The sequence below is a fragment of the Mesorhizobium sp. genome (genome assembly GCF_005063415.1).
Taxonomy (GTDB): Bacteria; Pseudomonadota; Alphaproteobacteria; order Rhizobiales; family Rhizobiaceae; genus Mesorhizobium.
On the sequence record NZ_SUEG01000079.1, the window covers coordinates 2,715 to 10,207 of the forward strand.

Annotated in this window: 10 protein-coding genes; 7 read left to right on the plus strand and 3 right to left on the minus strand. The window is 63.6% G+C overall.

The genetic code is table 11. The features are described 5' to 3' along the window. From E5W70_RS20080 to E5W70_RS20095, 4 genes are all read left to right on the plus strand, one after another. The coding region (locus E5W70_RS20080) for a phosphoribosyltransferase family protein (protein WP_292661338.1) at positions 1-227 on the plus strand (227 nt) is incomplete at its 5' end. 37 nt (positions 228-264) lie between these two features. Beyond that, complete coding sequence (grxC, locus tag E5W70_RS20085) at positions 265-534, plus strand: glutaredoxin 3 (protein ID WP_292661341.1); 270 nt, start codon at positions 265-267, stop codon at positions 532-534. Positions 535-544: 10 nt separating this feature from the next. After that, positions 545-1,429: a carbon-nitrogen hydrolase family protein gene (locus tag E5W70_RS20090; protein WP_292661345.1), complete on the plus strand. Its 885-nt coding sequence runs from the start codon at positions 545-547 to the stop codon at positions 1,427-1,429. Continuing rightward, positions 1,426-1,851, plus strand: coding sequence for a DUF1178 family protein (locus E5W70_RS20095; RefSeq protein ID WP_292661347.1), 426 nt, complete (start codon positions 1,426-1,428; stop codon positions 1,849-1,851). Before E5W70_RS20090 ends, E5W70_RS20095 begins: the two co-directional genes overlap by 4 nt. Before the next feature lie 143 nt (positions 1,852-1,994). Here the strand turns inward: E5W70_RS20095 and E5W70_RS20100 are convergent, their stop codons facing one another. After that, the gene (locus E5W70_RS20100; RefSeq protein ID WP_292661350.1) at positions 1,995-2,795 is read right to left on the minus strand and encodes an SDR family NAD(P)-dependent oxidoreductase; all 801 of its coding nucleotides are present in this window, start codon (positions 2,793-2,795) and stop codon (positions 1,995-1,997) included. 159 nt (positions 2,796-2,954) lie between these two features. On the opposite strand from E5W70_RS20100, the gene E5W70_RS20105 reads away from it, so the two are divergent. Next, positions 2,955-4,175: a helix-turn-helix domain-containing protein gene (locus tag E5W70_RS20105; RefSeq protein WP_292661352.1), complete on the plus strand. Its 1,221-nt coding sequence runs from the start codon at positions 2,955-2,957 to the stop codon at positions 4,173-4,175. A gap of 9 nt (positions 4,176-4,184) precedes the next feature. Continuing rightward, positions 4,185-4,838 (plus strand): PQQ-binding-like beta-propeller repeat protein, encoded by a 654-nt coding sequence (locus tag E5W70_RS20110; RefSeq protein ID WP_292661355.1) that lies wholly within the window; start codon positions 4,185-4,187, stop codon positions 4,836-4,838. Between the two features lie 73 nt (positions 4,839-4,911). On the opposite strand, the gene E5W70_RS20115 is transcribed toward E5W70_RS20110, so the two are convergent. Together E5W70_RS20115 and E5W70_RS20120 are read right to left on the minus strand one after the other, a co-directional pair. After that, complete coding sequence (locus E5W70_RS20115) at positions 4,912-6,402, minus strand: FAD-dependent monooxygenase (RefSeq protein WP_292661357.1); 1,491 nt, start codon at positions 6,400-6,402, stop codon at positions 4,912-4,914. A gap of 69 nt (positions 6,403-6,471) precedes the next feature. Continuing rightward, the gene (locus tag E5W70_RS20120) at positions 6,472-6,957 is read right to left on the minus strand and encodes a MarR family transcriptional regulator (RefSeq protein WP_292661359.1); all 486 of its coding nucleotides are present in this window, start codon (positions 6,955-6,957) and stop codon (positions 6,472-6,474) included. A gap of 101 nt (positions 6,958-7,058) precedes the next feature. Here E5W70_RS20120 and E5W70_RS20125 point away from each other — a divergent pair. After that, the coding region (locus tag E5W70_RS20125) for a DMT family transporter (protein ID WP_292661361.1) at positions 7,059-7,493 on the plus strand (435 nt) is incomplete at its 3' end.

The window sequence follows — 7,493 nt, forward strand, 5'->3', positions numbered from 1 at the left end:
GGGAACGCGAGGAAAATGTTCGCGCCGCATTCAAAGTGCCTGACGAGGCGGAGATCGAAATCGCCGGCCGTCGGGTGCTGTTGATCGACGATGTCTACACCACCGGCGCCACCGTCCGCGCGGTCGCCAGGGCATTGAAGAAGGGCGGTGCCGGCGCAGTCGACGTACTGACCTTCGCGCGTGTGCTGCCGGGGGACTTTCGGGCCGACGAATCGGCGCCTATATAACCTAGATGACAGCGGAACGAGGCAGGGTTGCTGACCGATGGTCGATGTGACGATCTACACGCGGATGATGTGCGGCTATTGCACCGCGGCCAAGCGGCTGCTCGACAGGAAGGGTGTCGCCTATACCGAGCATGACGCCTCCTTCTCGCCGGAACTGCGCCAGGAAATGATCTCCCGGGCCCATGGCCGTTCCACCTTTCCGCAGATATTCATCGGCGACACGCATGTCGGCGGCTCCGACGATCTCCACGAATTGGAGGCGGAAGGACACCTGGACAGATTGCTCGCCAACGGCTCGGCCAGATAAGGACATGACCATGGGTGCCATCAAGTCGGGGGGTGCTTTCAAGGCGGCGGCGATTCAGATGCGTTCGGGAACCAGCCCGGAGCGCAATGCGGTCGATCTGGAACGGCTGGTGCGCGAGGCAGCAGTCCTTGGCGCGACCTATGTCCAGACCCCGGAAATGACCGGCGCGCTGATCCGCGACAGCCAAGCGCGGGCCGCTTCCTTCACCTCCGAAGACAAGGACATCGTCGTCTCGACGTCGCGGAGGCTGGCCAACGAACTCGGTATCTTCCTGCATATCGGCTCGACCGCCATTCTGCGTGCCGACGGCAAGCTTGCCAACCGCGCCCTTCTGTTCGGGCCGGACGGCGCCACGATTGCCACCTACGATAAGATTCACATGTTCGACGTCGATCTCGACAATGGCGAGAGCTGGCGCGAATCCGCCGCCTATGAGCCAGGCACCGAGGCCGTCGTCGCCGAAATCGATGGCGCGAAGCTCGGCTTTGCCGTCTGCTACGATCTGCGCTTTCCGCAGCTGTTCCGTGCCGAGGCGCTGGCCGGCGCCGATCTGCTTTCGGTGCCCGCCGCCTTCACCCGCCAGACCGGCGAAGCGCATTGGCATGTGCTGCTCAGGGCGCGCGCCATCGAAAACGGCGCCTATGTGGTTGCCGCCGCCCAAGGCGGAGCGCACGAGGACGGCCGCGAAACCTATGGCCATTCGCTGATCGTCGATCCCTGGGGCCGCATCGTCGCCGAGGCTGCCCATGACGAGCCGGCGGTGATCGTCACCGAGATCGACGCGGCGCAGTCAGTCGCCGCGCGCAAGAAGATACCGAATCTCAAAAACGCACGCGATTTTGCCGTAAACGCCGGTTCGGCGGAGGCAATGCCGCTCAGGGGTGCCGCCTCTTGATCCGCTTTTCCCTGATCTGCGAGCACGAGCACGAATTCGAGGCCTGGTTCCGCAGCAACGACGATTTCGACACACAGAAGAGGCGCGGTTTCGTCGATTGCCCGGCCTGCGGCTCGCACAAGGTCGAGAAGGCGCTGATGGCGCCTGCCGTCTCGACCGGGCGCAACCAGGAAAAGATCGCGCTGGCCATGGGCGAGGCGCAAAAGCAGGCGCTGGCCCAGCTCAAGGCCATGGCGGAGAAGGTGCGCGAGAACGCCGACTATGTCGGCGACAAATTTGCCGAGGAAGCGCGCAAGATCCACTTTGGCGAGAGCGATCCGCGCGGCATCTATGGCGAGGCGACGCTGGACGAGGCCAAGAGCCTGGCCGAAGACGGCGTCGAGTTCATGCCTATTCCAAGTTTCCCCGACGACCGCAACTGATCCGTCAACCTGCTCCGGACATAGCGAGGCATCTCTTCGCCAAGCAGCGCCGTGATCGTGAAAGTCGGCGCCGTCGCCTGCGACAGCCGACCGGCTGCGTCGGGAGCGGCGATGCTGCCGCCCCTTTCACCAGCTTCGCAGTTTCAGGCCGAGCAGCAAGGATGGGCTTCTCGGGTAATCGTTTCGCTTTTTCCTTCATGCCCACTGCTTGACGGGCTTGCTTCACTGGACGGGCTTGCTTCCGCATAGGCTGCAAACTGGCGTTCAAGCGCCTTGACCGCACTGCTGCGCCAACCCTCCGCCAGGGATTCCGACATGGGATCGGGGAAGATTTCCTCCTCGCCGTTCTCAACTCCGTCCAGGATTGCCCGCGCGACAGACTCCGCAGAGGCCTTCGCAATGTCCAGGCCCCGTGTCATGTCCGTGTCCACCGGGCCGGGAAGGACCCTGTGGACGCTCACACCCCGTCCGGCCAAAAGGGTGCGCAAAGACTGCGACAGCGAGAACGAGGCCGCCTTCGAGACCGAGTAGGCCGGACTGAATGGCACGGCGGCAATCGAGGCCAGCGACAGAATGTTGACGATGGCTCCCCGCGACCGGGCCAGCAACGGCAGCAGAGCCTGGGTAACGTCATACGAGCCGAAGAGGTTCACGGCGAGCTGTTGTTCGAGCACACGACGGTCGCTGAGGTCATCGAAGGGCGATACGCCGGCGTTGTTGATGAGGATATCGAGAGCATCGATCTTCTCGACCGCCTCCCGGATCTGCGCAGCGTTGGTCACATCCATGGTCAGGGACGTCACACGCCGGTCCGGATGGGCCATCGGTTGGCGGGTTGCGACATAGACGCGCTTTACGCCTCTGCTCAGGGCTTCCTCGACCAGTGCCCGACCGATGCCCCGATTGGCTCCAGTCACCAGGATGGTTGAACCTTCGATCTTCATTGCGTCTCTCCTAGTGCTTATCGTTGCGTTCGAACTCAGTGCACAATCGCGCCGCAACTCAGGTTGGCTACAGTCGCCGTTGTCGATAGGACTGGTTGGTGAGATGGACTTAGCGCCGGATGTCGAAGCCGTGGGAGTGACAAGCGTGACGGGATTCCGATGGACTCGCTGATCACGGCCGCGGCGCATGCGCTCGCGGCGGGCGATCCGCTCGGCGCCTTGAAACGGGTTGCGCTGCGCGACGATGCGCCGGCACTTGCGTTGCGCGGTATCGCGATGGCGCAGCTTGGCGACCTGGTTCGGGCGAAGGCTCTCCTCAAGAGGGCGGCGCACGCATTCAGTCCGAGGGAGGCCGTGGCCCGCGCGAGGTGTATCGTCGCCGAGGCCGAGATCGCGCTCGTCTCGCGCGACCTCGCCTGGCCGGCCAAGGCACTCGACGCCGCGCGGGCGACGCTTGAAAAGCATGGCGACCGCGTCAACGCCGCGCATGCGCGCAACCTCGAAGTCCGACGCTTGCTGCTGATCGGCCATCTCGACGAAGCCGAGCGCAGGCTGGACGGCTTCGATCCCTCGCCGCTGCCGCCGGCATCGCGGGCCGCCCACGAGCTGGCTGTCGCCGGCATCGCCATCCGCCGCTTGCGGACCGGCCCTGCGCGCGCCGCACTTGGCCTGGCGGCGCGGGCGGCGCGCGCGTCCGGCATCCCCGCGCTGATGGCGGAGGTGGAGAGCGCATCGCTGGTGCTGGACACACCGGCGGCACGCCTTGTCGTGCGTGGCGAGGAACGGCCCCTCCTGCTCGACGAAGTCGAAGCCCTCCTGGCGTCGGGGGCGCTCGTGGTGGATGCGTGTCGCAATGTCGTGCGGGTCGCAGATACCGTCGTCTCGCTGGCGACCCGCCCGGTGCTGTTCGCGCTGGCCCGTGCGCTGGCCGAAGCCTGGCCGGGGGACGTGGCAAGATCGACGCTTATTGCGCGCGCTTTCCGCGGAAAGGACGCGGACGAATCACATCGCGCACGGTTACGGGTTGAAGTCGGGCGGCTTCGCGCGGAGCTTCGGACGTTGGCGGATGTGAGCGCGACGAAGCGGGGCTTTGCGCTGGCGCCACGCCGCGCAGGTGAGGTCGTCGTGCTGGCGCCGCCCGTCGAAGAAGAGCATGCCGCCGTGCTCGCCTTCCTCGCCGACGGCGAGTCTTGGTCGAGTTCGGCCCTGGCGATTGCGCTTGGAGCCAGTTCGCGTACCGTGCAGCGGGCGCTCGAGCAGCTCGCCCAGGCCGGCAAGGTGCAGTCGTTCGGCCGCGGGCGGGCGCGTCGCTGGATGACCCCGCCGCTGACGGGTTTCCCGACAATCTTGTTACTCCCCGGCCCACTGCCGGGCTACTAGGATGGAATCATGGAACGATCCGCAGCCGAAATCCTTCGAGAATATGGGCCCTTTCCGGGTGTCGACCACGTAGACGGCGTTACCTTCGACGGCGAGCATGTCTGGTTTGCCTCAGGCAACAGATTGAACGCCTTCGATCCGGCGAGCGGCAAAGTGGTGCGCTCGATCGATGTCGCGGCACACGCCGGAACGGCTTTCGACGGCCAGTACCTCTATCAGATCGCCGAGGATCGCATCCAGAAGATCGATCCGAAGAATGGCCAGGTGCTGGCGTCGATCCCGGCGCCTGGCAACGGCGGTGATTCCGGGCTCGCCTGGGCCGAAGGAACGCTCTGGGTCGGGCAGCACCGGGGCCGAAAGATTCATCAGGTCGATCCCGAGACAGGGGCAATCCTTCGCACCATCGTTTCCAACCGCGTCGTTACCGGGGTCAGCTGGGTCGACGGCGAGCTTTGGCATGGCACCTGGGAGGGTGAGGAGAGCGATGTCCGGCGGATCGATCCTGAAACGGGAAAGGTCCTGGAGAAGCTCGATATGCCGCCGGGAACAGGCGTGTCGGGGCTCGAATCCGATGGCGGCGACCAGTTTTTCTGTGGCGGCGGAAACAGCGGCAAGATCAGAGCTGTTCGCCGGCCCAAACGAGGCTCTGCGGCCAGGATCTGAGTTTTCGCCGTCCGTAGTCGTTTGATTTCGGGACCATTCAACCAGATCAAGAGCTAACTGGTTTTTGCGGTTTTTAGCCCGGTGGTCCGAACCAGGTGTTCATCGCGTCTTGAAGACCATCCTGCGTCCCGTCACCTACCCAAGCAACATATCCATCGGGTCGGATTAAAACTGCGGTTGGAGCGGAGACCAAGCCCAGCGCAGGCAACTCCCATGGATCGTCACATTTGGCGTAAACCAACTTAATGCGGTCTGACCACGGCTTGATGTCGAAGCTGCCCGGCGCGCCGAGATTCAAGAGCACTGGCCGCGCATTTTGGAGGAGCGCAAATACGCGCATAGAACCATCAGGCGTCGCCAGGTCGAGGTCAGGCATGCGGCGGCCGACCAGCGGATGCCCCTGGCCGAGGTCGTAATGGATGCCAAGTCCGGACATCTCGGCAGCGATCCGTTTGCGAGGCTCCTCCATCCCAAGGAGCTCTGATACGATTTCACGCAAGGCTTCAGTGCGATCATCAGTACGTTGCAATGCGACCTGTGCCATTGTCGTTCGCAACAAGCGGGCCGCAATCGGATGCCGCTCGATGTGATAGGTGTCGAGCAAGCCTTCAGGCGATGTTCCTTTCACCACTTGGGCCAACTTCCAACCGAGATTCACCGCATCCTGCACACCGGTATTGAGGCCTTGTCCGCCCACCGGGGAATGCACATGGGCGGCATCGCCCGCTAGGAGAACACGGCCCTTGCGGTAAGCCGCCGCCTGCCGCGTGTCCGTGAACCTGGAAATCCAGGTTGGGCTATGGATTCCGTAATCTGTTCCGCATGCAGCGACGAGTGCTTCGCGGAGATCGCGCAGCGTGGGCTCGGTCGTGGCGCCGACATTCTTTTCAGTGACCATGACGCCTATGGGACCTTTATCGGCAAAGACGACCTTGCCGTCACGAATTTCGTACTCTTCCCTGCCAAAGGCGTGGATGCCAAGTGCCGTGCGATGAATGCCCAGTGGCGGCTCCTCCGCCATCTCGGCCTGGGCGAGGATGCTGCTGGTCGTCGCATCCCATCCTCGAAACTCAATGCCAGCAGCTTTGCGGACCAGACTGCGGCCTCCATCACACCCGACGAGATAGCTTGCCCGCAGCGACCCACCATCGGACAGTTCGATGGTGACGCCGGCGTCGTCCTGCACGAAACACGTCAATTCACGGCCGCGATAGATCGGCACTGCCAGCTCGCTGACCCATCCAGCTAGAATGCGCTCAATGTGTTTCTGCCTCAGCGCCAGCCCGTAGTTGTGGCGGGTCGGAAAATCGCTGATGTCTAAACGCATCGCCGCGAATCCCGTGACTTGGGCTATTTGCCCTTCCGCGAGGAACCGGTCCGCGATGCCGCGCTGATCGAAAATTTCGAGAGTACGTGAGCTCAGACCGCCAGCACGCGAACCGGCAAGCTCTTGGTTCGGGCGGCGTTCGACTATGGCTACGTCGATGCCTGCCAACGCCAACTCGCCTGCCAAGGTCAGGCCCGTCGGACCTCCTCCGGCAATCACGACTGCATGTTCTGTCATCCGCAAACTCCCCTGGCAGTTACGACTCCCAATGCAATGATCGCAGAGTCCTAGTGGTTGCCGGTTGGGCTAGCTCAGGCTCGCTATCAGTTTTTCGAGCAGACGGGCGAGCATGATCTGCTCCGGGCGTGCTAACCCAGAAAGTATCTGGTGCTCGTTGGCGACGTGGGCGGCCACCGCCTCGTCGATCAGAGCGAGGCCCTTCCCGGTCAGTTGCACGACAATCCCGCGGCGATCATCGGGATGCGGCCCGCGCTTGATCAGGCCGGATTTCTCGAGCCGATCGAGGCGGTTGGTCATCGCGCCCGACGTGACCATTGTCGCCTCGTAAAGAGCCGTCGGCGTCAGCGCGTATGGCGGGCCGGAACGACGCAGCGTCGCCAGCACATCGAATTCTCCGGATTGCAGCCCGTAACTTGCAAACAGCGGCGCCAGCCGCTCTCGTGCGATCAGCGAGGCGGCCTCGCTCAACCGTCCGAGCACGGCCATCGGCGAGACATCGAGATCCGGCCGTTCCTTTTTCCATTGCTCGATCGCTTTTGCCGCGCGATCCATGTCTCTCACCGTTATGTATCTTGACGTGAAGAATCTTTATATTATCTTACCTCAGCTTGCGATATTGGCCAAGGGCCGCGAACGGGCGACGGGACGGTGCGATGAAATTTCTCTGGGACTCGGCGCTTGGCCTTCTGGTCGTCACCGGCGGCCTGCTCGGCCTGACGCTGCCGTTCGGCAAGATCGCGACGGCGGCCGGCGTGCCCGCCATGGTCTGGGCCTTCGTCATCTCGCTTGGTGCCGGCGGCGTGCTTTTGTGCGCATTGCTGCTCAACGGGCAGCGCATGCGGCTTACGCCGCACAGGCTGCGCTATTTCTTCGTCACCGCGGCCGTCTCCTACGCAATCCCCAATCTGCTGATGTTTTCAGCCATTCCGCATCTGGGTGCCGGCTACAGCGGCATCATGTTCACGCTGTCGCCGGTCGTCACGCTGGTGTTCTCGATGCTGCTCGGCGTCAGGCGCCCGACCATGCCGGGCATCGTCGGCATAGTCGTCGGTTTCGTCGGCGCAGTCATGGTGGCGGTGACGCGCGGC

Excerpts from the sequence above, each read along its gene's own strand:
- grxC (WP_292661341.1), top strand. The coding sequence starts at position 265 with ATGGTCGATGTGACGATCTACACGCGGATGATGTGCGGCTATTGCACC.
- E5W70_RS20090 (WP_292661345.1), top strand. The coding sequence starts at position 545 with ATGGGTGCCATCAAGTCGGGGGGTGCTTTCAAGGCGGCGGCGATTCAG.
- E5W70_RS20100 (WP_292661350.1), bottom strand. The coding sequence starts at position 2,795 with ATGAAGATCGAAGGTTCAACCATCCTGGTGACTGGAGCCAATCGGGGC.
- E5W70_RS20105 (WP_292661352.1), top strand. The coding sequence starts at position 2,955 with ATGGACTCGCTGATCACGGCCGCGGCGCATGCGCTCGCGGCGGGCGAT.
- E5W70_RS20110 (WP_292661355.1), top strand. The coding sequence starts at position 4,185 with ATGGAACGATCCGCAGCCGAAATCCTTCGAGAATATGGGCCCTTTCCG.
- E5W70_RS20115 (WP_292661357.1), bottom strand. The coding sequence starts at position 6,402 with ATGACAGAACATGCAGTCGTGATTGCCGGAGGAGGTCCGACGGGCCTG.
- E5W70_RS20120 (WP_292661359.1), bottom strand. The coding sequence starts at position 6,957 with ATGGATCGCGCGGCAAAAGCGATCGAGCAATGGAAAAAGGAACGGCCG.